Source organism: Streptomyces tendae (assembly GCF_008632955.1).
Taxonomy (GTDB): domain Bacteria; phylum Actinomycetota; class Actinomycetes; order Streptomycetales; family Streptomycetaceae; genus Streptomyces.
Genome location: NZ_CP043959.1, coordinates 6604833 through 6626206, shown reverse-complemented (window position 1 = coordinate 6626206; position 21374 = coordinate 6604833). Strand labels below are relative to the sequence as shown.

At 72.5% G+C, this 21374-nt stretch carries 21 protein-coding genes; 14 read left to right on the top strand and 7 right to left on the bottom strand.

The genetic code is table 11. The features are described 5' to 3' along the window. Window positions 1–73 precede the first annotated feature (73 nt). From F3L20_RS30335 to F3L20_RS30320, 4 genes are all read left to right on the top strand, one after another. A complete protein-coding gene (locus tag F3L20_RS30335; RefSeq protein ID WP_150157001.1) occupies window positions 74–1300 on the top strand; it encodes an aminotransferase class V-fold PLP-dependent enzyme in 1227 nt (408 codons plus the stop codon). An 88-nt stretch (window positions 1301–1388) separates the two neighbouring features. Then, entirely contained in the window at window positions 1389–2684 is a 1296-nt protein-coding gene (locus tag F3L20_RS30330; protein WP_150157000.1) for an ABC transporter substrate-binding protein, read from the top strand. After that, a complete protein-coding gene (locus F3L20_RS30325; protein ID WP_150156999.1) occupies window positions 2681–3748 on the top strand; it encodes a carbohydrate ABC transporter permease in 1068 nt (355 codons plus the stop codon). Before F3L20_RS30330 ends, F3L20_RS30325 begins: the two co-directional genes overlap by 4 nt. Continuing rightward, on the top strand, window positions 3745–4581 hold the full coding sequence (locus F3L20_RS30320; protein WP_145826673.1) for a carbohydrate ABC transporter permease: 837 nt from the start codon (window positions 3745–3747) through the stop codon (window positions 4579–4581). Before F3L20_RS30325 ends, F3L20_RS30320 begins: the two co-directional genes overlap by 4 nt. A gap of 14 nt (window positions 4582–4595) precedes the next feature. Here the strand turns inward: F3L20_RS30320 and F3L20_RS30315 are convergent, their stop codons facing one another. The 3 genes from F3L20_RS30315 to F3L20_RS30305 are packed head-to-tail and all read right to left on the bottom strand — an operon-like array spanning window position 4596 to window position 7143. Further along, window positions 4596–5213, bottom strand: coding sequence for a DinB family protein (locus tag F3L20_RS30315; RefSeq protein ID WP_150156998.1), 618 nt, complete (start codon window positions 5211–5213; stop codon window positions 4596–4598). After that, window positions 5210–6202, bottom strand: a complete 993-nt coding sequence (locus F3L20_RS30310; protein WP_150156997.1) for an aminoglycoside phosphotransferase family protein — start codon at window positions 6200–6202, stop codon at window positions 5210–5212. Before F3L20_RS30310 ends, F3L20_RS30315 begins: the two co-directional genes overlap by 4 nt. Before the next feature lie 53 nt (window positions 6203–6255). Continuing rightward, window positions 6256–7143 (bottom strand): GNAT family N-acetyltransferase, encoded by an 888-nt coding sequence (locus tag F3L20_RS30305; RefSeq protein WP_150156996.1) that lies wholly within the window; start codon window positions 7141–7143, stop codon window positions 6256–6258. Window positions 7144–7481: 338 nt separating this feature from the next. On the opposite strand from F3L20_RS30305, the gene F3L20_RS30300 reads away from it, so the two are divergent. From F3L20_RS30300 to F3L20_RS30290, 3 genes are all read left to right on the top strand, one after another. Beyond that, a complete protein-coding gene (locus tag F3L20_RS30300) occupies window positions 7482–7979 on the top strand; it encodes a helix-turn-helix domain-containing protein (RefSeq protein ID WP_150156995.1) in 498 nt (165 codons plus the stop codon). A 77-nt stretch (window positions 7980–8056) separates the two neighbouring features. Beyond that, window positions 8057–8692 carry a hypothetical protein gene (locus F3L20_RS30295; RefSeq protein ID WP_150156994.1) on the top strand — a complete coding sequence of 212 codons (636 nt, stop codon included), beginning with the start codon at window positions 8057–8059 and terminating at the stop codon, window positions 8690–8692. A gap of 193 nt (window positions 8693–8885) precedes the next feature. Next, window positions 8886–9218: a DUF2516 family protein gene (locus F3L20_RS30290; RefSeq protein WP_078540800.1), complete on the top strand. Its 333-nt coding sequence runs from the start codon at window positions 8886–8888 to the stop codon at window positions 9216–9218. 18 nt (window positions 9219–9236) lie between these two features. Here the strand turns inward: F3L20_RS30290 and F3L20_RS30285 are convergent, their stop codons facing one another. From F3L20_RS30285 to F3L20_RS30275, 3 genes are all read right to left on the bottom strand, one after another. Continuing rightward, a complete protein-coding gene (locus tag F3L20_RS30285) occupies window positions 9237–10598 on the bottom strand; it encodes a PP2C family protein-serine/threonine phosphatase (RefSeq protein ID WP_150156993.1) in 1362 nt (453 codons plus the stop codon). A 293-nt stretch (window positions 10599–10891) separates the two neighbouring features. Then, window positions 10892–12016 (bottom strand): C40 family peptidase, encoded by a 1125-nt coding sequence (locus tag F3L20_RS30280; protein WP_150156992.1) that lies wholly within the window; start codon window positions 12014–12016, stop codon window positions 10892–10894. Between the two features lie 219 nt (window positions 12017–12235). Beyond that, window positions 12236–13057: a class I SAM-dependent methyltransferase gene (locus F3L20_RS30275; protein ID WP_150156991.1), complete on the bottom strand. Its 822-nt coding sequence runs from the start codon at window positions 13055–13057 to the stop codon at window positions 12236–12238. A 219-nt stretch (window positions 13058–13276) separates the two neighbouring features. Here F3L20_RS30275 and mshA point away from each other — a divergent pair, with 219 nt between their 5' ends. Together mshA and F3L20_RS30265 are read left to right on the top strand one after the other, a co-directional pair. After that, a complete protein-coding gene (mshA, locus tag F3L20_RS30270) occupies window positions 13277–14614 on the top strand; it encodes a D-inositol-3-phosphate glycosyltransferase (protein WP_150156990.1) in 1338 nt (445 codons plus the stop codon). Continuing rightward, window positions 14607–15137, top strand: a complete 531-nt coding sequence (locus F3L20_RS30265) for a YbjN domain-containing protein (RefSeq protein ID WP_150156989.1) — start codon at window positions 14607–14609, stop codon at window positions 15135–15137. Before mshA ends, F3L20_RS30265 begins: the two co-directional genes overlap by 8 nt. Here the strand turns inward: F3L20_RS30265 and F3L20_RS30260 are convergent. Further along, window positions 15091–15954, bottom strand: coding sequence for an AraC family transcriptional regulator (locus F3L20_RS30260; RefSeq protein WP_150156988.1), 864 nt, complete (start codon window positions 15952–15954; stop codon window positions 15091–15093). The two genes, F3L20_RS30265 and F3L20_RS30260, sit on opposite strands and share 47 nt — an antisense overlap. 49 nt (window positions 15955–16003) lie before the next feature. Here F3L20_RS30260 and F3L20_RS30255 point away from each other — a divergent pair, with 49 nt between their 5' ends. The 5 genes from F3L20_RS30255 (at window position 16004) to F3L20_RS30235 (ending at window position 21336) form a co-directional block, all read left to right on the top strand. After that, window positions 16004–16426 carry a DUF2000 domain-containing protein gene (locus F3L20_RS30255; protein WP_150156987.1) on the top strand — a complete coding sequence of 141 codons (423 nt, stop codon included), beginning with the start codon at window positions 16004–16006 and terminating at the stop codon, window positions 16424–16426. Between the two features lie 119 nt (window positions 16427–16545). Continuing rightward, window positions 16546–17502: a GlxA family transcriptional regulator gene (locus F3L20_RS30250; RefSeq protein ID WP_150156986.1), complete on the top strand. Its 957-nt coding sequence runs from the start codon at window positions 16546–16548 to the stop codon at window positions 17500–17502. 110 nt (window positions 17503–17612) lie between these two features. After that, window positions 17613–18611, top strand: coding sequence for a type I glyceraldehyde-3-phosphate dehydrogenase (gene gap / locus F3L20_RS30245; RefSeq protein ID WP_150156985.1), 999 nt, complete (start codon window positions 17613–17615; stop codon window positions 18609–18611). Between the two features lie 251 nt (window positions 18612–18862). Further along, window positions 18863–19069 (top strand): hypothetical protein, encoded by a 207-nt coding sequence (locus tag F3L20_RS30240; RefSeq protein ID WP_150156984.1) that lies wholly within the window; start codon window positions 18863–18865, stop codon window positions 19067–19069. Between the two features lie 419 nt (window positions 19070–19488). Next, window positions 19489–21336, top strand: coding sequence for an Ig-like domain repeat protein (locus F3L20_RS30235; protein ID WP_346768038.1), 1848 nt, complete (start codon window positions 19489–19491; stop codon window positions 21334–21336). Window positions 21337–21374: the final 38 nt, after the last annotated feature.

Genomic DNA, 21374 nt, shown 5'->3' with positions numbered 1-21374 from the left:
ACATCCCGAGTCATCATACGTCTTGGCCTTCGGGGTCCCCGAGGGTCTGATGTCCCCCGCGGATGGGAGTCATGTGAGCGAGACCGACGTCAGCACCGCCCCCCGCCCCCTGCTGCTGTCCGACGGCCGGCCGGCGGCTCAGGCGTGGTCGCTGGATCCCGCCCTGCGCCATCTCAACCACGGTTCCTTCGGCGCCGTTCCGCTGGTCGCCCAGGAGCGGCAGAACGAGCTGCGGGCGGAGATGGAGCGGGCGCCGGTGGTGTGGTTCCCCGAGCTGCCGGGGCGGCTCGCGGCGGCCCGGACCGGTCTCGCGGCCTTCCTCGGCGTGGACGCGGGCGACCTCGCCCTGGTGCCCAACGCGAGCGCCGGGGCGAGCGTCGTGTACGCCTCCCTGGAGCGCCGGGCCGGCGGTGAGATCGTCGTCACCGACCACGGCTACGGCGCCGTGACGATGGGCGCCGAACGCCTCGCCCGCCGCTGGGGCGGCCGGGTACGCACCGCGCACGTCCCGCTGGACGCGGACGAGCAGCAGGCGTACGAGGCCGTCATGGCCGAGGTGGGCGACGCCACCGACCTCCTGGTCGTCGACCAGATCACCTCGGCCACCGCCCGCCGGCTGCCGGTGGAACCGATCGGCGCGGAGGCGGCGCGGCGCGGAGTCCCGCTGCTCGTCGACGGCGCCCACGCGCCCGGCCTGCTCGCCACCCCCCTCGACGGCCTGACCTGCGACTTCTGGGCCGGCAACCTGCACAAATGGGCCTGTGCCCCACGCGGCACCGCGGGGCTGGTGGCCCGCGGCCCGCTGCGGGACGGCCTTCACCCGCTGATCGACTCCTGGGGCGCGCCCGACCCGTACCCGGACCGCTTCGACCAGCAGGGCACGGTCGACGCGACCAACTACCTCGCCACGCAGACCGCGCTGGACTTCGTCGACCGCACCTGGGGCTGGGACGCCGCCCGCCGCCACATGGACGAGCTGGCGGGCTACGCGGAGCGCGTCGTGGGCGCCGCCGTCGCCGAACTGACCGGTGAGGACGCCCTTGTGGACGTCGGCATGCCGGTGCCCGGCATGCGGCTGGTGCGGCTGCCGGACGGTCTGGCCGACAGCCGGATCGCCGCGGACGCCCTGCGCGACCGGGTGGCCGCCGAGCTGGGCGTCGAGGCCGCGTTCACCGCCTTCGACGGCATCGGCTACGTACGGCTGTCCGCGCACGTCTACAACACCGCCGAGGACTACGAGTACTTCGCCGAGCGGTGCGTCCCCGTGCTCGGCGCGTGGGCCCGGGCCGCGCGCACCTGACCGGCCGCCCCGCACACCCCTCCCCACGCCCCTTCCCCCACGCAAGGCCCCGCCCGTCCCCCGTTCACCCAAGGAAGAGGTCAGCACGATGAGAAGAAGGACGGCAGCTCTCGCGCTCGGCACCGCCGCCGCGATGGTCCTGACCGGCTGCTCCACGATGAGCCCCGGTGAGAGCGGAACGGTCACCCTCAACATGGTGGAGAGCCTGACCAACCCCGCCCGCACCGACCTGCTCAAGGAGCTGATAGCCGACTTCGAGAAGCAGAACGCGAAGGTCAAGGTCAACCTGGTCTCGCCGCCCACCGAGCAGGCCGACCAGAAGCTCCAGCAGATGCTGCAGTCGGGCAGCGGCGTGGACGTCCTCGAGGTCCGCGACATCACCGTCGGACCCTGGTCGAACAACGGCTGGCTGTACGACATGAAGAAGGACCTGGCCGGCTGGAAGGGCTGGGACGCGCTCACCGACAACGCTGTCGCGGCCGCCGAGGACGCCGAGCACCGCACCTACTTCGTCCCCTACGGCTTCTACGGGCTGAGCCTTTTCCACCGCACCGACCTGATCAAGGAAGCCGGCTTCGACAAGCCCCCGGCCACCTGGGACGAGCTGCTGGAGCAGGCATCCACGATCCACGACCCGTCGTCGCGCCGCTACGGCTACGCCTTCCGCGGCGCGGCCAACGCGCACAGCAACGCCACGGCCGCCATCGAGGCGTACGTCGCCGACGACATCGACCCCGCCAACGGCTACCTGCTGAAGAACGGCAGCACCATCTTCTCGGCGCCCGAGGCGCTGGACGCGATGGAGACGTACCTGAAGCTGTTCCAGAAGGCGTCGCCGAAGTCGTCCGTGGCCTGGGGCTACCCGGAGATGGTGGAGGGCTTCACCAACGGCTCGACCGCGTTCCTCCTCCAGGACCCCGAGGTCATCGCCACCGTCTCGGAGTCGAAGTCGATCGACGAGAACCAGTGGAGCACCGCGCCGCTGATGGCCGGGCCCAGCGGGAAGACCGTGCAGCCGCTGGCGACCGCCGGATGGGGCGTGGCGGAGGGCAGCAAGCACAAGGCCGAGGCCGTGAAGCTGGTGCAGTTCCTCTCCGAGGGTGAGGCGTCCACACGCTTCAGCAAGGAGAACAGCCTGGTGCCGATCCTGAAGTCGGCGGCCGACGACGCGTTCTACCGCACCGGCCCGTGGGCCAGCTACGTCACCATGACGGAGAACCCGGACAAGTACCTGGTCGTCACCCAGCCGCGCGGTGTCGCGTGGTGGACGGAATGGCAGCAGCGTGCCGACACGGACGTGCAGAAGATGATCCTCGGGAAGCTGACGCCGAAGGACCTGCTGGCCGGCTGGGACGCCTACTGGACCGAGAAGTGGAAGAAGTGACGATGTCCGGTACGTCCACGTCCGGTACGTCCGGCACGTCGCCGGCGTCCGGCGCGCCGGTGGCGCCCTCCGTCCGCAAGGAGGGCGCCCCGCCCCCGCGAAGGGGCGCGGGAGGCCGCAGGCGGGAGTTCACCACCCGGCGCGGCCTGGTCATCGCCGCCTTCATGGCACCGGCGGCGGTCTTCGTGGCGCTGTTCACGTACTACCCGATGATCGCCGGCAGCCAGATGGCCTTCCGGAACTGGAACCTGACCGACCTCACGGACACCTCGTGGGTGGGGGTCAAGAACTTCCGGGAGGTCTTCACCGACCCCGTGTGGGGGACGGTACTGAGCAACACCGCGCTGTGGGTGGTCGGTTCGATCGTGCCGCAGCTGGTGATCGGGTTCGCGATCGCGCTGTGGCTGCGCCGCCGGTTCCGCCTCCGCGGGCTCTACCAGGCGCTGATCTTCTTCCCGTGGGCGATCTCCGGGTTCCTCATCGGCATCCTGTTCCGCTGGATGTTCAACAGCGAGTTCGGTGTCGTCAACGACCTGCTGCAGCGGGCCGGGCTGATCGATGAGCCGATCGCCTGGCTCGCCGACCCGGACACCGCGATGATCGCCGTGCTGATCGCCAACATCTGGTACGGGGTCACCTTCTTCGCGATCATGATCCTGGCCGCGCTGCAGTCGATCCCGGACGAGCTGTACGAGGCGGCGGCGCTGGACGGCGCGGGCAAGGCCCGGACGCTGTTCCAGATCACCATCCCCTACATCCGGGTGACGCTGGCCCTCACGGTGCTGCTGCGGGTCATCTGGATCTTCAACTTCCCCGACCTGATCTTCGGTATGACCGGGGGCGGCCCGAACAACGAGACGCACATCGTGACCACCTGGATGATCAAGATCACGCAGCAGGGCGACTACGGCAAGGCGTCCGCGCTCGGCCTGATCGTCGTCGCGGTCCTGCTGGTGTTCGCCGTGTTCTTCCTGCTGGCGACGCGGGAGCGTGGGGCGGGACGCCGCGGCGGCGGGCGGCCCGGGAAGTCCGGGAAATTCGGGAAGCGAGGGGTACGGGCGTGATCGGCAAGGAAACCACGGCCGGCCGGGCCACCAAGTTCACGTTCCTCGGCCTCTGGCTCGTCTTCTCCCTCTTCCCGCTCTACTGGATCGTCGTCACGTCCCTCAAGGACCCGGGCGACATCTTCTCCTTCCCGATCGCCTACTGGCCCGAGCGGTTCTCCCTGGAGAACTACCAGGGACTCTTCGGCAAGGCGGACTTCGGCACGTATCTGGTGAACAGCCTGGTCGTGGCGACCGTCGCGGGCGCGGTGGCCACCGCCATCTCGACGCTCTCGGCGTACGTCCTCGCCCGGTTCGAGTTCCGCAGCAAGTCGGCGCTGCTGATGGCGGCCCTGGTGACGCAGATGATCCCGTCGTTCATCGCGCTCGGTCCGCTGTACCTGCTGATGACCGACCTCCAACTGGTCGACAACCGCCTTGGGTTGATGCTCGTCTACATCGCGGTGTGCATCCCCTTCTGCACGGTGATGCTGCGCGGCTTCTTCGAGAACATCCCGGACGCGCTGGAGGAGGCCGCGATGATCGACGGCCTGTCCCGGTTCGGGGCGCTGGTCCGGGTGCTGCTGCCGGTGATGCGCCCCGGGATCGTCGCCGCGTTCATCTTCAACTTCGTCAACTGCTGGAACGAGCTGTTCCTGTCGGTGACGCTGATGAACAGCGACGAGAACAAGACGGTGCCGACCGCGCTGAACGGCTTCATCTCCAGCTTCAACATCGACTGGGGTTCGATGTCCGCGGCGGCGGTGCTGACGATCCTGCCGACGATGGTGCTGTTCGCCTTCGCCAGCCGTCACATCGTGCAGGGCCTCACGGCCGGCGCGGTGAAGGGGTGAGCCTGGCGGCCCGCTCACGGGGTGCCGTCGGGCCCGCCCCCGGGCCCGACGGCGTCCCGGGCGGCCTGCTCCAGACGGTCGCGGTAGGCCTTCCACCACGCCGGGTCCGACGACGGCAGGCTGTTGCTCCCGGCCCGCTCGCCCGCCGCGCCGTCCATGAGCTCACGCAGGATGTCGGCGTGGCCGGCGTGCCGCTGGGTGTCGGCGATCACGCGGACCACGGCGTGGTGGAGGGTCAGCTCGGCCCTGTCGTCCGGCCACCACGGCACCCGGCCGGTCGTGTCCAGCGGCAGGGCGTCGATCGTGGCGTCCGCGTGCGCCCAGGCCCGGCGGTACAGCCCGACGACGTCGGTGCGTGTCTCGTCGGCGGTGGCCCACATGTCGTCGTTGAGATCCGCCCCGTCCGCGAGCCAGGGGAGCGGTTCACCGGACGGCCGCCCGAAGGTGTCACCGAGGTACCCGAGTTCGACACCGGCCACGTGCTTCACCAGCCCGAGCAGATTGGTCCCGGTCGGTGTCATCGGCCGCCGCGCGTCGTACTCCGTCAGCCCGTCCAGCTTCCACAACAGCGCGTCCCGGGCCTCCTGGAGATAGCGGTGCAGGTCGGCCTTGGCGGTATCGGTGAGTGTCATGGCGTCAGTCTGTCGTCACCGGCGGCCACCGCCCCCGGAAACGGGTCGACAGCGTCCGCACGGCACGCCGAGGTGTCCGGCCGGCGCGTTGCCGCGTCCGTGAGGATCGCCCGCAGGCGGGAGCGGCACTCGGCGGCGAAGGACGGGAACGTGTGCCAGTAGTACGGGATGCCGGCGACGCCCACCGCGATGGCCCAGGCGCGGGCGCGGAGCCAGGTGAGGTCGTCGAGGGACAGGGTGTCCCAGTAGGCCCGGCGCGCCTCGGGCGGGAGGTCCCAGACGGGGGCGTGCTCGGCGTCGGGGTGGCCGACCGAGAGGGCGCCGAAGTCGATCACCGCGTGGAACGCGCCGTCCCGGGCCAGGAGGTTGGCCGGCCTGAGGTCGCCGTGCAGCCATACGTGGGGCCCCGAGGGCTCGGGCAGTTCGAGCGCCGCCAGCCACAGCCGCTCCAGCGTGTCGATGTCGAGGTCCAGCCCCGCGAGGGTCCGGCAGGCGTCGAGGCTCGTGCCGACCCACTCGTCGCACGGGACGAGGCTTCCGCCCCGGTACCAGGAGAGACCGTCCGCGCGCGTCGCGCCCATCAGGTCGACGCGGTGCAGGTCCCGTACGACCGCCGCCAGGCCGGCGCCGAACGCCGCCCAGTCCCGGACGGTGTCCGGACCGGGCTCCTCACCGTCGATCCAGCGGTGGACCGACCAGGGCACCGGGTAGGCGTCGGTCGGTGCTCCGGCGTGGACGGGCTCGGGGACGGGGCACGGCAGGTGGGGCGCCAGCCGGGGCAGCCACTCCTGCTCCTTCCGCAGGGACGGCGCGCCGTCCGCCGTCCGCGGCAGGCGCACCACCAGGTCGTCGCCCAGCCGGTACATGGTGTTGTCCGTGCCCGCGCCCGCGGGAGCCAGGGGCAGGCCGGCCCACTCCGGCCGCTGCTCCCGCAGCAGCGACCGGACGAACGCCTCGTCGACGGGGATCTCGTTCTCGTGGAGCGTCACCCGGGAAGTCTCGACGCCGTGCCGATCCGGAGGCCAACGCTTTTTCCCCGTCCCTAGGGGGTACGACCCCGCCCGGCGGCCGGTCCGCCGTACGCGAACCGGTGTCCGGCGAAGTCGGCCAGGTGGACGTAGCCGATGCGCCGGTAGAGGGCGTTGCTGGTGGGGTTGGCCGGGTCGGCGAACAGGACGACGTCCGTGGCGCCCGCTCTCAGCGCCGCCCGGCTCACCTCGACCGTCACGGCGCCCGCGTAGCCGCGCCCACGCCGGCGGGCCGGGGTGTAGACGGGGTCCACCCGGACCATCCCGCCGACGACCGGGGTCACGGCCGCCAGGGAGACGGGCGTGCCGCCCGGGGTCTCCCAGAACGTGAAGTGCCGGTCGCCGAAGCGCGAGCTGCCCCACCGGCCGGCGTCGATCAGCTCGATGGACGGCCGTTCACCGACCTCCACGCAGAACTCGCGGCACCAGCGCACCACGTGCTCATGGTCGCCCGCTCCCGCGCGGCGACCGCGCCCCTGCGGGGACGGCCGCGGCGGGGTGAGCGTGCCGAGACGGTAGAGGTGCGTCCGCCAGAACGGCGTCGGTGCGGCGCCGCCGTGCCACTGCCACGACGCGGCGAAGGCACCGGCGGTGTCGTGGTCCGCGACGACCTGGGCGGGGGAGTGACCGAGGCCGGCCAGGCGGGCGGCGAGCACGTCGGTCCGTTCGGCGGAGAGCGGGGTGAGACCCAGACGTCCGCGCGGGGTGAGGTAGAAGACCGCGCGGACCTCGCCGTCCGTCTCCAGCCGGCCGAGGAGCGAGGCCCCGGTGCCGGGAGCGCGCAGCTTCTCGATGTCCGTCAGCGCGGTGTTGTGGAGGGCGGGCCGCGAGCGCAGGAAGCCTCCGGCCCGGGCGAGGAAGTCCTCGACGTCGTCGGTGAGGTGCCAGTCGTCCGGTCGCATGCCGCATCCTCCCGGACGAACGGGCCCCGCCGGAACCGCCGGCGCACGTCCAGGACGCTCTCCTGGCCGCCGGGCAGGGCGCGGTGCAGGACCACGGGCGGCCAGGCGTGATCGCACACGCCCCGCCACGGGCGGCGAGCCACTCGTGTCTGCCGGTGAGGCCGGCCCCGCCGCGCCCGCGGGCGTGCTCGTCGTGGCCGGTCAGGAACACGGCCGCCATGAGGGGCGATCCCTTTGGACGCCGGCGCGTGCGCCCAGGCCCGCCCTGCACCGGCGGTAGCGCACTCTTGCAAGCAGGGTGCTTGCAATTGTTAGCGGGGTGCGTCATGGTGGGAGGCATGGCATCCCTGAACGTCGGCGGTCTCGGTGAGTATCTGCGCGAGCAGCGGCGCACCGCGCAGCTGTCGCTGCGGCAGCTCGCCGACGCCGCCGGGGTGTCCAATCCGTACCTGAGCCAGATCGAGCGCGGGCTGCGCAAGCCCAGCGCGGAGGTGCTCCAGCAGGTCGCCAAGGCGCTGCGCATCTCCGCCGAGACCCTGTACGTGCGCGCCGGCATCCTCGACGCCGAGCGCGACCGGGACGAGGTCGAGACGCGTGCCGTCATCCTCGCCGACCCCACGCTCAACGAGCGCCAGAAGCAGGTGCTCCTGCAGATCTACGAGTCCTTCCGCAAGGAGAACGGATTCGGGGGCACCGAAGAGGACGGGGAGGCGGTTGCCGCCGGGCCCGAGCCGGGTACGGAGGCCTCCACCAGCAAGGGCGGCGAAGCCGCCGGACGCCGCGGCGGCGAGGCAGCCGTCGGCGACGACAGCGACCCGCGGCGGACGGCCGGCTGAGCCGGACCAGGGCACCGGCCACCCACCGCGGACCACACAGACCCTCAGCCGAAACGACATCCGGGAGGACCATCACCATGGCCATCACCGACGACCTGCGCAAGACCTTCAGCGACCCGAAGCCGCTCTACTTCGCCGCCGGCACCGCCGACCTGGCGCTGCAGCAGGCCAGGAAGGTGCCGGCTCTGGTGGAGCAGCTGCGCACCGAGGCCCCGGCCCGCATCGAGGCCGTGCGCAACACCGACCCCAAGGCCGTCCAGGAGCGGGTGACCGTCCGGGTCCGCGAGACGCAGGAGACCCTGCAGACCAAGGCCAACGAGCTGTTCGGCTCGCTGGACACCGACCTGAAGAAGCTCGGCGAGAACGCCCAGGACCTCGCGCTGCGCAGCGTGGGCGTCGCGGCCGAGTACGCGGTCAAGGCCCGCGAGGCCTACGAGAAGCTCGCCGAGCAGGGCGAGCAGGCCGTGAAGACCTGGCGCGGTGAGGCCGCCGAGGGCATCGAGGACATCGCCGTGGCCGTCGAGCCGCCGGTCGAGCCCAAGCCCGCGACCCGTCCGGCTCCGGCCCCGGCCAAGCCCGCGACCGCTCCCGCCCCGGCGGAGGCCAAGAAGGACGTGTCCGCGGCCCCGGAGCCCGGGAAGCCCGCCGCCGCCAAGAAGGCTCCGGCGGCCCGCAAGCCCACGACGAAGAAGACGACCCCGCCCGCGAAGTGAGCCGCACGCGGACGACGTGAGCGGGACGAAGCCGCACGGGCCGGGCACTTACGCGGTGCCCGGTCCGTTTCTCCGGGTAGCCGACCGGCGGATGCGGGTACGGTGACGACGGAAGGCGGCGCAGCGCGTACCGGCGCGGTGCGTGACGACGGCGTGGTGGACGAGCCGAGTACGGGTGGTGGACGTAGTGCTGATGCAGGGCTTCGCCAATTTCATGTGGCTGTTGAGCATGGCTCTGATCGTGTTCAGCGGCTTCGCGCTGATCGACGCCGCCATCCGCCGTGAGGACGCCTACCGCGCGGCGGACAAGAAGACCAAGCCGTTCTGGCTGATCATCCTGGGCATCGCCTTCGTGGTGAACCTGATCTTCAACATCCTGTCGTTCCTGCCGATCATCGGCCTGATCGCGACGATCGTGTACATGGTCGACGTGCGCCCGGCGCTGCGCGGCCTGCCCGGCGGCGGACGCTCCCGCCGGGGCTCCAGCAGTGACGGCCCCTACGGCCCGTACAACGGCGGCCGCTGACCGGGGCCGGAGGGGCGCTCAGCGCGTCCGGTCGAGCAGCAGCACCGCCACGTCGTCCGTCAGTTCCCCGCCGTTGAGGTCCCGCACCTCGTTCACGGCGGTGCGCAGCAGCTCCTCGCCGCTCAGGCCCTCGGCCAGCCGTCGGCGGATCATCTCCACCATGCCGTCCTGCCCCAGCCGCTCGCCCGTGTCGCCGACGCGGCCCTCGATCAGGCCGTCGGTGTAGAGCATCAGGCTCCATTCGGCGCCCAGCTCCACCTGCATCCGCGGCCAGCGGGCGTTCGGCAGCAGCCCGAGCGCCGGGCCGTTGTTGTCGTAGGGCAGCAGCCGCGCGGGCGTGCCCGGCCCGGCCAGCAGCGGGGACGGGTGCCCGGCCAGGCACAGGCCCGCCCGGCGGCCGTCCGGCGCGATGTCCACCGTGCACAGCGTCGCGAAGATCTCGTCGTCCGGGCGTTCGTGCTCCAGCACCTGCTGCAGCGTGCTCAGCAGCTGGTCCCCGCACAGGCCGGCCAGGGTCAGCGCCCGCCAGGCGATGCGCAGCTCCACGCCGAGGGCGGCCTCGTCCGGGCCGTGCCCGCAGACGTCGCCGATCATGGCGTGCACCGTGCCGTCGGGCGTGCGGACCACGTCGTAGAAGTCGCCGCCGAGCAGGGCGCGCGAGCGGCCGGGGCGGTAGCGGGCGGCGAAGCGCAACGGCGAGCCGTCCAGCAGCGGCGTGGGCAGCAGGCCGCGCTCCAGCCGGCGGTTCTCCTGGGCGCGCAGCCGGCCCTCGGCGAGCCGCCGCTCGGCGGAGTCGGACCGCTTGCGCTCCACCGCGTAGCGGATGGCGCGGCTCAGCAGCCGGCTGTCCAGCTCGTCGCGGACCAGGTAGTCCTGCGCACCGACGCGCACCGCCTCCGCGCCGCGCTCGGTGTCGTCCGCGCCGGTGAGGGCGAGGACGGCGTGCCGGGGCGCGAGCTCCAGGACGTGCCGGAGCACGGCGAGCTCGTCGTCGTCGGCGCCGCGGCCCGGCGCGGGCAGCGCCAGGTCCAGCAGGATGCAGTGGACGTCGTCGGTCAGCAGCCGCTCGGCCTCGGTGAGGTTGCGGGCGGTGCGGACGCGCATCGGCCGGCCGGACTGGTCGACCAGGTCCGGCACGATCGGCGAGCCGCCCGGGTCGTTCTCGATGAGCAGCAGCGTCAGGTTGGTGTGGCTGGTCGTCTCGGCCTTGTCCGGCGTGGCGCCGGTCCGGGCCGGGGCGTCGTCGGACGGGGTGGCCGCACGGGGGGCCGCCGTCCGGTTCTCTTGCAACTCCAGTGCGGACTCGTTCTGTGCGGCGGCCTGCGCCTGACCACTTTCCGCGGCCGGGATCGCTCTCTGCCGCGGTACGGGTGCGGGCATGGTTCCGGGTTCCTTCCCTCCCCCCGAGGGCATGGCGGGGGCGACGGATCTCGGCCCTGTTCCCCGCGTTCACGTTCGTGCACGGGCAGGGGATGCCCCTTCGAACGGGGACCATAGCGGGTGACCGCGCCGCAGCGGAATGGTGTGAACCACGCCGCCCCGCCAACGGCCGCTGTCATATGCCGCGTTTGCTACCGCAGTTGGACAGGCCGAAGACGCCGCGAGGATGACGAACGTCACGTCTGCGGGGGTACGGCCGCATGATCCACGTGCGATGGGTCACGTGGCCGGTGTCACGGGGCCGTCGGAACCCGCGGCCCCTTGTCTCGGTCCGTGGCCGGATCGGGCCGTACGACGCCCAGGATCGGCATCGAACCTGCCCCGGCGAGCGTCACCGTCCGCCCCGGACGGGGCGCGTGCACCATCGTCCCGTCGCCCACGTACATGCCGACATGGCTCGCGTCGTCCCAGTAGATGATGAGGTCGCCGGGCCGCATGTCCTTGATGTCGACGCGCGTCAGCTGCTGCCACTGCTGCTGCGACGTGCGCGGGATGGCCCTGCCCGCCGACAGCCAGGCCTGAGAGGTGAGTCCGGAGCAGTCGAAGGTGTTCGGACCCTCCGCGCCCCACTGGTACGGCTTGCCGATCTGCGCGGTGGCGTACGCCACGGCCTTGCGGCCCTGCTCGGTCGCCTTGGCCGTGATGTCACCGAGGACGCCGGAGCTCAGCCAGCCGGCCTGGGCCCGGGCGGCGGCCTGCAGCTCCAGCCGGGCCAGTCGCTCCTTCTCCTCCTGCTCGAGCTCGGCCTCCAGCTTCTCGGCCGCCTCGATCTGCTTCTCGATGCGCTGCTGCGCCGCGGCCTTGACCTTGCGGCCCGCCTCCAGCTTCCGCATCTGCACCCGGGCGTCCTCGGCGTACTGCTCCAAGTCCTGCTGGGTACGGGTCATTTCCCCGATGAGCCCCTTGGTGGCGTGCTCGCCCTGGCGGACCCGTCCCGCGCCGTCGAGGAAGTCCTGCGGGTCGTCGCTCAGCACCAGGTGCGCCTCGGGAGGCAGCCCGCCGCCCCGGTACTGGGCGGCGGCCGCGGCGCCCGCGCGGTCCTTGAGGTCGGCCAGCTTCTCCCGGCCCTCGACGATTCTCTTCGCCAGCCGGACGACCTGGGCGGTCTGCAGCTTGGCCTTCTCCTCGGCGGCGTTGTACTCGTCGGTGGCCTTGGCGGCCGCGCGGTACAGCTTCTCGAGCTTCTTGCGGACCGCCTCGAGTTCCTTGTCGCTGGTGACCACGGTGACGCTCGCGGTCGCGCCCGGGTCCTGTGGGGGAGTGGGAGCCGCGAACGCCGTACCGGGCGCGGCCAGTACGGTCACCGCGCAGACCACGGTCACGGCCGCCGTCAGCACCCCGCGTTTGCCCGCCCCCATGCGTGCCACCCCCGCCTGGTTAATCGTCAGTAACTTTTCGCTGCCGGGTGGATGCTGCCATGTCGGAGCGCGAAACGACAGAGGGTGTGGACAACACCCCTTCCGTCACGGTGGTCCCCGTGCGACGGTCATCCCGCCCGTGTGACGTACGGTCGCGCGAGATCGTTCCCGGTCGGAGGGGGTGCGGGGCGGGCTGCCGGGTGCCCCGTGCGAGGGCCGTCACCAGTCCCTGGGCGCCAACGCCTCCCAGCGCACGGTGACTTCGCCCTGACGCCACCGCGCCGGCCCGTCCGTCACCGGCCAGCCGGCCGTGAGGTCCCGCACGGTCCGGATCCAGCGCTGCCGCGCGCCGTAGGCGGCGTAGGGCGCGGCGGCCGCCCAGGCGCGGTCGAAGTCGCGCAGGAAGGCGTGCACGGGCTCGCCGGGGACGTTGCGGTGGATGAGCGCCTTGGGCAGACGCTCCGCCAGGTCCGAGGGGCGGTCCAGGGAGCCCAGCCGAGTCGCGAAGGTGACCGTGCGCGGCCCCTCCGGGCCGAGCGCGACCCACACGTGCCGGCGTCCGATCTCGTCACAGGTCCCCTCGACCAGCAGCCCCCCGCGCGAGCCGGTCGCCGGGTCGGCCGGGGCCAGCCGCGCGCACAGCCGCCGCCAGACGGCGGCGACCTCCGCCTCGTCGTACTGGCGCAGCACGTTCGCGGCGCGAACCAGCAGCGGGCTGCCCGGCACGGGGATCTCGAAGCCCCCGCGCAGGAACACCAGCCCCTCGCGCTCGTACGGCCGTGCGGAGGCGACCCTGGCCGGGTCGATCTCGACGCCCGCCACCCGGGTGCGGGGCGCCACCGAACGCAGCCGGTGCAGCAGCTCCAGAGCGGTCCAGGGTGCGGCGCCGTAGCCGAGGTCGACGGCGAGCGGGTCGGCCGCCCGGCGCAGTTCGGCGCCGTGCGCGGCGGCGATCCAGCGGTCCATGCGGCGCAGCCGGTTCGGGTTGGTCGTGCCGCGCGTCACCGTGCCCACGGGGGCGGAGGCGGGGCGCGGTGTCATGAGGACGAGGGTACGGGGGTACCCGCACCCGGTTCGCGGCGCGTGCGCCGCACGGCCACGCATCGCGCAGTCGAACGGTTGAGCTACTCAAGGCAATGATTCGGTAAAGACAGCCATCGACGGCGCCACGCGGAAATGGGAACGCAACGTTCCGATGTTGACGTCGCCGAGGGAACTACGCCCTCTCTGAGCCGTGCACGCAGCGAGGAGGAACGCCACGTGAGCCAGTACATCGCGAGGCTCGGGCGGCGCTCCCCCGCCGCCCCGCCGCGGCTGCGGCTGCACCGCAGGCCACGCCGCGTGGCGATGCTCTCCGTGCACACCTCGCCGCTGCACCAGCCGGGCACCGGCGACGCCGGCGGCATGAACGTCTACATCGTGGAGCTCGCCCAGCGCCTGGCCGCGATCAACATCGAGGTGGAGATCTTCACCCGGGCGACCACGGCCGCCCTGCCGCCGGTCGTCGACCTCGCCCCCGGCGTCCTCGTCCGGCACGTCGACGCCGGCCCCTACGAGGGCCTCGCCAAGGAGGACCTGCCCGCCCAGCTGTGCGCCTTCACCCACGGCGTGATGCAGGCGTGGGCCGGAAACCGCCCAGGCCACTACGACCTGGTCCACTCGCACTACTGGCTCTCCGGCCACGTCGGCTGGCTGGCCGCCCAGCGCTGGGGCGTCCCCCTGGTGCACGCCATGCACACCATGGCCAAGGTCAAGAACGCCAACCTCGCCGACGGCGACACCCCCGAGCCCGCCGCCCGCGTCATCGGCGAGACCCAGATCGTCGCCGCCGCCGACCGGCTGATCGCCAACACGGCCGAGGAGGCCGACGAACTCGTCCGGCACTACGCAGCCGACCCCGGCAAGGTCGCCGTCGTCCACCCCGGCGTGAACCTCGGCCGCTTCCGCCCCGCCGACGGCCGCGCCGCCGCGCGCGCCCGCCTCGGCCTGCCCCCGGACGCGCTGATCCCGCTCTTCGCCGGCCGTATCCAGCCCCTCAAGGCCCCCGACGTGCTGCTGCGCGCGGTGGCCGTGCTGCTCGCCGAGCGGCCCGAGCTGCGCTCCCGCCTCTGCGTGCCCGTGGTCGGCGGTCCCAGCGGCAGCGGCCTCGCGAAGCCGGAGGGGCTGCAGAAGCTCGCCGCGCGGCTCGGCGTCGCCGACGTGGTCCACTTCCACCCGCCGGTCGGACAGGACCAGCTCGCGGACTGGTTCCGGGCGGCGTCCGTGCTGGTCATGCCGTCGTACAGCGAGTCGTTCGGCCTGGTCGCCATAGAGGCCCAGGCGTCCGGCACCCCGGTGCTCGCCGCCGCGGTGGGCGGCCTCCCGGTCGCCGTGCGGGACGGAGACACCGGCTTCCTCGTCCGGGGCCACGACCCGGCCGCGTACGCGCGCGTGCTGGAGGACTTCGCCGACCGGCCGGAGCTCGCCGCCCGGATGGGCGAGGCCGCCGCCCGGCACGCCCAGTCCTTCGGCTGGGACGCGGCGGCCGCCGCCACGGCCGACGTCTACACGGCCGCGACCCAGGCCCACCGCCGTCACGTACGCTCCCACCATGGCTGACAAGGCGGCGGAAGCAGAGCAGCGGGCGGCGCAGGTCATCGAGGGCGTGCTGAAGGACGCCGAGCTGGAGTGGGAGAGCCCCGCCTCCGGCACCTACGTGGTGAAACTTCCCGGCACCCGCAAACTGTCAACGACGGTCTCCCTGATCGTCGGCCGGCACACGCTGTCCCTCAACGCCTTCGTCATCCGCCACCCCGACGAGAACGAGTCCGGCGTCCACCGCTGGCTCCTGGAGCGCAACCTCAAGCTCTTCGGCGTGAGTTACGCCGTCGACCCGCTCGGCGACATCTACGTCAGCGGCCGGCTGCCGCTGCCCGCGGTCACCCCGGAGGGGGTCGACCAGCTGCTCGGCCAGGTGCTCGAGGCCGCCGACGGCAGCTTCAACACCCTGCTGGAACTGGGCTTCGCCTCCGCCATCCGCAAGGAGTACGAGTGGCGGGTGTCACGCGGCGAGTCCACCCGCAACCTCGACGCCTTCACCCACCTGCTGCAGCGCCCGTCGTCCGGTAACGACCCGGAGTGACCCCCACCAGCCGGCGGAAGTGCCGCGTGAGATGGGCCTGGTCGTAGAACCCGGTGTCCGCCGCCACGGCGCCCGGTGACCGTCCGTCCAGCAGCAGGCGCCGGGCCCGTCCGACCCGCCGGGACATCAGGTACTGGTGGGGTGCGATGCCGTACGCGCCGCTGAACGCCCGTACCAGATGGGCCGGGTGGGCCGACAGCACGGCGCCCGCCTCCACCAGCGTGAGCCCCTCGGCCACCCGCTCGTCGAGCAACTCCCGCAACCGCCGCGCGAGTACGGGATCCGGGCGGCGGGGCGCGGCGCCCTCCCGCGACCGCAGATGCTCCCGCAGCCGCTCCCCGACCAGCGTCAGCCGGCTTTCCGCCTCCAGCTCGTCCCCGGGCCGGACCAGCGCGGCGTGCACCTGCCCCACCCGCCGGCGCAGCAGCGGATCGCGCAGGTCGGGCCGGTCCACGGCGGCCCCGATGAGGTCGTCGCCGAGACGGCTGGAGTCCAGGTACAGCACCCGCTTGCGGAACCCGTCGGCCGTGGCGGGAGCGCCGTTGTGCGGCACGTGGGGCGGCAGCAGGGACACGGTGTCGTGCGGGGTGCCGTGCTCGTGCCGGTCGAGGTCGTACCGTACGGCGCCGTCGTCGACGATGAGCAGCGTCCAGGCGTCGTGGACGTGCATCGGATAGGCGTACTCGGTGAACCGGGCGTGGAACACCTCGACGACACCGGGGACGCGGGGCCGCCAGGCGGAGACCGTCGCCTGGGGCGCCGGGGCGGGAGCTGCCGGGGGGTGCGCCGCCTGGGAACGCGCAGCCTGGGAGGGCATGCAAACAACGTACAAGACGGCGGACGGCCCCGGGCGGCAGTCTCACGGCATGAGCACGAGCACCCGATTCGACACGAAGATCGCCGTCCTGCTGCGCGAGGATCTGGAGCCCTGGCAGCGCCTCAACGTGACCGCCTTCCTGGTCAGCGGCCTGGGCACCCGGATCCCCGAGCTGATCGGTGAGCCCTACGAGGACGCGGACGGCGTCGGCTACCTGCCGATGTTCCGTCAGCCGGTGCTGGTCTTCCAGGGCACCAAGGAGGTCCTGAAGGCGGCCCACGAGCGCGCCCTCGCGCGGGCCCTGCCCCGCGCGGTCTTCACCTCCGACCTCTTCGCCACCGGCCACGACGAGGCCAACCGCGCGGCGGTCCGCGCGGTCGGCACCACCGCCCTGGACCTGGTCGGCCTGGCCGTCCACGGCCCGCGCAACGCGGTGGACAAGACGCTGAAGGGGGCACGGATGCATCCGTGAGGACCGCCGCCCGCGGCGTCCGTGCGCGGAGGCCCTCACCCGGAGGCGTCCGTGCGCGCGTGCGGACGCGGAGGTGCGCGCGTGCGCCGGGGTCCGGGCCGTCCGCGTAGGCTTTTTCCGTGCCCGCACCCCGTCTGCATCGCGTCGCCGTCCTGGTGCTGGAGGGCGCGAAGCCGCTCGACGTGGGGATCCCCGCGCAGGTCTTCACGACCCGCGCGAGCATGCCGTACGAGGTACGGGTGTGCGGGGCGGCGCCCGGCCTGGTGGCCGGCGGCGACGGCCTCGCGTACGCCGTCTCCCACGGCCTGGGCGCGCTGGAATGGGCCGACATCGTCTTCGTGCCCGGGTACCGGTTCCCGGACCGGGAGGACCCGCCGCCCGCCGTCGTCGACGCGCTGATCGCCGCCCACGAGCGGGGCGCGCGGCTCGCCGCCATCTCCACCGGCGCCTTCGCGCTCGCCGCCACCGGCCTGCTCGACGGGCGGCGCGCCACCACGCACTGGCACTACACCCGGGCCCTCAAGGCCCGGCACCCACGCGTCCGGGTCGACGAGAACGTGCTGTTCGTCGACGAGGGCAGCGTGCTCACCTCGGCGGGCGCCGCCTCCGGCATCGACCTGTGCCTGCACATCCTGCGCGGCGACCTCGGCGTGGCCGCCTCCAACCACGCGGCCCGGCGGCTGGTGGCGGCGCCGTACCGCAGCGGCGGCCAGGCCCAGTACGTGCCGCGCAGCGTGCCCGAGCCGCTGGGCGAGCGGTTCGCCGCCACCCGGGAGTGGGCACTGCACCGGCTCGATGACCCGCTCACCCTGGACGTGCTGGCCCGGCAGGCGGGCGTCTCGCCGCGCACCTTCTCCCGGCGGTTCGTCGAGGAGACCGGCTACACGCCGATGCAGTGGGTGATGCGCGCCCGCGTCGACCTGGCCCGCGAACTGCTGGAGCGCTCGCAGCGCAGCGTCGAGCAGATCGCCGCCGACACCGGACTGGGCACCGGCGCCAATCTGCGGCTGCACTTCCAGCGCATCCTCGGCACCACGCCGAGCGAATACCGGCGCACGTTCACGCGGGGGGAGTAGCGGGGCCCTCGTCGGGGCTGGCGGGATACTTGTGAACCATGGCGATCGCGCCACTGTCACCGGCGTCGGCGGCGCGCGAGCCTGGGTGGTGAGAGGAAGGGACACCACTCATGACTCGCATCGCCATCAACGGATTCGGCCGCATCGGACGCAATGTGCTGCGCGCACTGCTGGAGCGCGACAGCGGCCTGGAGGTCGTCGCCGTCAACGACCTGACGGAGCCGGCCGCCCTCGCCCGGCTGCTCGCCTTCGACAGCACCGCCGGCCGCCTCGGGCGCCCGGTGACCGTGGACGGCGACACCCTCGTCGTCGACGGCCACCGGATCAAGGTGCTGGCCGAGCGCGAGCCTGCGCAGCTGCCGTGGGCCGCCCTGGACGTCGACCTCGTCCTGGAGGCCACCGGCCGCTTCACCTCGGCCAAGGCCGCCCGCGCCCACCTCGACGCCGGCGCGCGGAAGGTCCTGGTCAGCGCGCCCTCGGACGGCGCCGACGTCACGCTCGCGTACGGCGTGAACACCGACGCGTACGACCCGGACGTGCACACGATCGTCTCGAACGCCTCCTGCACCACCAACGCGCTCGCGCCGCTGGCCGCGGTCCTCGACGACCTCGCCGGCATCGAGCACGGGTTCATGACGACCGTGCACGCCTACACGCAGGAGCAGAACCTCCAGGACGGCCCGCACCGCGACCCGCGCCGCGCCCGTGCCGCAGGCGTGAACATCGTGCCCACCACGACCGGTGCCGCGAAGGCGATCGGCCTGGTGCTGCCGAACCTCGACGGCAAGCTGTCGGGCGACTCGATCCGCGTACCGGTGCCGGTGGGGTCGATCGTCGAGCTCAACACGACGGTCTCCCGTGACGTCACCCGCGACGAGGTGCTGGCCGCGTACCGCACCGCCGCGGAGGGCCCGCTGGCCGGCGTCCTGGAGTACTCGGAGGACCCGCTGGTGTCGTCGGACATCACCGGCAACCCCGCCTCGTCCATCTTCGACTCGGCCCTCACCCGCGTCGACGGCCGCCACGTCAAGGTGGTCGCCTGGTACGACAACGAGTGGGGCTTCTCGAACCGGGTGATCGACACCCTGCAGCTGCTGGCGCGGGGCTGAGCGCCCGGCCCGCCGAGCACGGAGGGCCGAGCCCCTACCGCGTGCGTGCCCCCTGTCCACGGTGTCCGTGAGCAGGGGGCGCGCCCGTGTGCGTCGGCGGGTGGTGCTCAGGGCGACCGGGCGTTCACGCGCGTCAGGTACAGCCTGCTGTACCGCGAACAGGGGTGCTTCCCTGCGCGACGCCGAACCCCCCGCTCCCTAGCGTGGAGAACGCGGAACGGATCCGCGAACCCGACCCAGGAGCAGCCGACATGACGACCTTCCAGCCCAAGGCGACCGACACCTCCGCCACCCACACGGCCCTCTGGGCCGTCGTGGCCGTCAGCGGCATCGCGAACCTCGTCGCGTCCGTCGCCCAGGCCCCCCTCGTGGTGAACCTGGCCACCGGCCTCCTCACCCTCGCCGCCCTCACCGCCCTCGGCATCCGCCACCTCCGCGCCCGCCAGTACCGCGCCTGAGCGGCGGCCCCGGCGTTCGGACAACCCCGCGGCCCGGCGTCACCTGAGTCCCTTCTGCGGCTCCCTGGCCACCCCGAGACCCTCAACACCCGGAACGTGTCGGCGACATGGCCGGCCGGCGCCCCCACCTGAGGCCCACGACGCCCGCTCGCGATGCGCGCGGTATTCCGTTCCTCGATTGTCCGTCGCATGCCATACGCTGCGTCTTCGGCAGCGTCCAACACCCGTTCGGGTGAGGGGGGACGCGCGGCCTTTCATCCTCATGTCCGGCGCGTACCGGACTTCTTCCTTGGGGGCACATCACTGTGCGCAGGCGCAGCATCGCGACCGCGACGGCACTCGCGGTCGTCCTCAGTTCCGCGGCTCTGGTGGGGGGCACGGCGGCACCGGCGGCGGCCGACTCCGCGAAGGTCCTTCCCGTGAGTTCCGTCAGCGACATGGTCGTCGACGGGGCACACCAGCGGGTCTACGTCTCCGACCCGACCGGCGGAAAGATCGTCGTCACCGACTACAACGGCACCGTCAGGGCCACACTCACGGGTCTGTCCGGGGTGTCCGGCCTGGCCGTGTCCGACGACGGCGGCCAGGTGTACGCCGCCGTGACGAAGGACGACCGGATCGTCTCGGTCGACACCACCACGTACACACAGACGGCGAGTTACCCGGTGGGCGCGGCGCCCGGCGACCTGGAGGTGGTGGACGGCCGCGTCTGGTTCGCCCACGGCGCGGACTTCGGCTCGCTGGACGTCTCCGGTCCCGAGCCCGTCGTGCACCTCGCCCGGCGGGGCGACGGCTTCTCCGGCACGAGCAGCATCCTGGCGTCCGACCCCGCCGTCCCGGGCACCCTGGTGGTCGGTGGCGGCAGTTACGTCGCCGTCTACGACGTCTCCGCCGACGCGGCCGCCCTGCGCGCCACGACGTACACGGGCAGCGGCGTGAAGCAGCTGGACCTGACGCCGGACGGCAAGCAGGTCCTCACCTCCTGGGGAGAGGGCTACGGCTACAGCCTCGGCGCCTACTCGGCCACCGACCTCACCGAGCAGCCGGGCTATCCCATCGAGGCCTACCCGAACGCCGTGCGCATCGCGCCCGACGGCAGCATCGCGGGCGGCAGCTTCTCCTGGTACGACCCCGACGTGCACATCCACCGCCCCGGCGACCCGGTGCCGGTGCGCGAGTACGACTTCCCGAACACGGGCAACAGCAGCGGCGCCGACACCCTCGTGGACGGGGCCCTGGCCTGGGCGCCGGACGCCAGCCGGGTCTTCGCCGTCTCGGTGAACACCTACGGCACCCACACCCTGCGCGCCCTGACCGACCCGACCAAGGAGGTGCCCGCCCTCAAGGTGTCGGCCCCGGCGAAGGCGGAGCGGGCCAAGAAGCTCACCGTCACCGGCAAGCTCACCTCCAAGACGCTCCCGCCCGCCGGGACCGCCCTGACGGTGACGCGCACCGACGTCGAGTCGCCCAAGGGCAGGGCGCTGGCCGCCGCGAGGACGAAGGCGGACGGCACCTTCTCCTTCACGGACACCCCGCCGGCCGGCGGCAGGGTCACCTACAAGGTCGCCTGGGCGGGCGACGCCACGCACGCCCCGGCCTCCGGCGCGGCCGCCGTGGAGGTCTCACGCAAGGCCACCTCGCTGACCCTGAACAACAACGGCAAGGTGTACGCGTACGGCAAGAAGGTCACCTTCACCGCGCACCTCGGCACGACGTACAAGAACCGCACCGTCTCGATCTACGCGGACCCCTTCGGTGCCGACAAGCCGAAGAGGCTGCTGAGGACCGGCAAGGTCAACTCCAAGGGCAACCTGTCGGCGACCGTCACCATGGGCCGTGACACCACCGTCAGCGCGGTCTTCGCGGGTGACGCCCGCTACGCCTCCAAGACGGTGAAGTCCACGGGTTACGCCCGGGTGAGCGTCTCCACCGGCGTCTCCAAGCACTACAGGACGGGCAAGATCGGCTCCACGAAGTACCACTACTTCCGCAAGAACACCGACCCCGTGTTCACCACGACCATGAGCTACTACAAGGGCCGCGCCCAGCGCCTGCAGCTCCAGGTCTGGTACGCGGGCGCCTGGCGCAGCACGGCCGCCGAGTACTTCGCCCTGAACAGCAAGGGCAAGTCGGTCGTACGCCTGGAGGCCCCGGGCGAGTCGGGCATCCGCGCCCGCATCCGCTCGTCGTACATCAACGGCTCCTCGGGCGACTCCGTCAACTCGACGACCCACGGCGCCTGGAAGTACTTCACGTTCACCCGGTGACCCGAGCGCGATGAGAACGCCTCCCACCCGCGCGGTAC

Bases quoted from the DNA above. Each gene is read 5' to 3' on its own strand.
- F3L20_RS30330 (WP_150157000.1), top strand. From the start codon at position 1,389: ATGAGAAGAAGGACGGCAGCTCTCGCGCTCGGCACCGCCGCCGCGATG.
- F3L20_RS30315 (WP_150156998.1), bottom strand. From the start codon at position 5,213: ATGACACTCACCGATACCGCCAAGGCCGACCTGCACCGCTATCTCCAG.
- F3L20_RS30305 (WP_150156996.1), bottom strand. From the start codon at position 7,143: ATGCGACCGGACGACTGGCACCTCACCGACGACGTCGAGGACTTCCTC.
- F3L20_RS30300 (WP_150156995.1), top strand. From the start codon at position 7,482: ATGGCATCCCTGAACGTCGGCGGTCTCGGTGAGTATCTGCGCGAGCAG.
- F3L20_RS30295 (WP_150156994.1), top strand. From the start codon at position 8,057: ATGGCCATCACCGACGACCTGCGCAAGACCTTCAGCGACCCGAAGCCG.
- F3L20_RS30290 (WP_078540800.1), top strand. From the start codon at position 8,886: ATGCAGGGCTTCGCCAATTTCATGTGGCTGTTGAGCATGGCTCTGATC.
- F3L20_RS30285 (WP_150156993.1), bottom strand. From the start codon at position 10,598: ATGCCCGCACCCGTACCGCGGCAGAGAGCGATCCCGGCCGCGGAAAGT.
- F3L20_RS30280 (WP_150156992.1), bottom strand. From the start codon at position 12,016: ATGGGGGCGGGCAAACGCGGGGTGCTGACGGCGGCCGTGACCGTGGTC.
- F3L20_RS30275 (WP_150156991.1), bottom strand. From the start codon at position 13,057: ATGACACCGCGCCCCGCCTCCGCCCCCGTGGGCACGGTGACGCGCGGC.
- F3L20_RS30265 (WP_150156989.1), top strand. From the start codon at position 14,607: ATGGCTGACAAGGCGGCGGAAGCAGAGCAGCGGGCGGCGCAGGTCATC.
- F3L20_RS30260 (WP_150156988.1), bottom strand. From the start codon at position 15,954: ATGCCCTCCCAGGCTGCGCGTTCCCAGGCGGCGCACCCCCCGGCAGCT.
- F3L20_RS30255 (WP_150156987.1), top strand. From the start codon at position 16,004: ATGAGCACGAGCACCCGATTCGACACGAAGATCGCCGTCCTGCTGCGC.
- gap (WP_150156985.1), top strand. From the start codon at position 17,613: ATGACTCGCATCGCCATCAACGGATTCGGCCGCATCGGACGCAATGTG.
- F3L20_RS30240 (WP_150156984.1), top strand. From the start codon at position 18,863: ATGACGACCTTCCAGCCCAAGGCGACCGACACCTCCGCCACCCACACG.